Here is a 344-nt window from a genome sequence, read left to right on the forward strand (position 1 = left end):
ACAAAAGTACCTAATGGTCAAACACCAGGTGAATTCGATGTGCCAGTAACGGTGACATATCCAGACGGTACAAGAGATCATGTAACAGTCAAAGTTACAGTGACTCCACAACCGCAAAATGATAAATATGAACCGACTGCAGGAGAAATCACTAAACCATATGGCAGCGCGACTACTGAAGATGAAGTCAAAGGCAAAGTAAGCGTTCCAGATTTCCCTAAAGAAGGAGATCAACCAGTTATTACTGTAGATACAACGAAAGTACCTGACGGTAAAACAAGCGGCGAGTTCGAAGTTCCAGTCACAGTGACTTATCCAGATAAAACAACGGATACAGTGAATGT

1 protein-coding gene is annotated in these 344 nt (G+C 42.2%); it reads left to right on the top strand.

Annotated features, from left to right (window positions below; genetic code table 11):
* Positions 1-344: Rib/alpha-like domain-containing protein (locus tag HMPREF2603_RS10405; protein ID WP_148130476.1), on the top strand; the 344-nt coding region annotated here is incomplete at both ends.

It is taken from the genome of Staphylococcus sp. HMSC055C03, from assembly GCF_001809385.1.
Taxonomy (GTDB): domain Bacteria; phylum Bacillota; class Bacilli; order Staphylococcales; family Staphylococcaceae; genus Staphylococcus; species Staphylococcus simulans.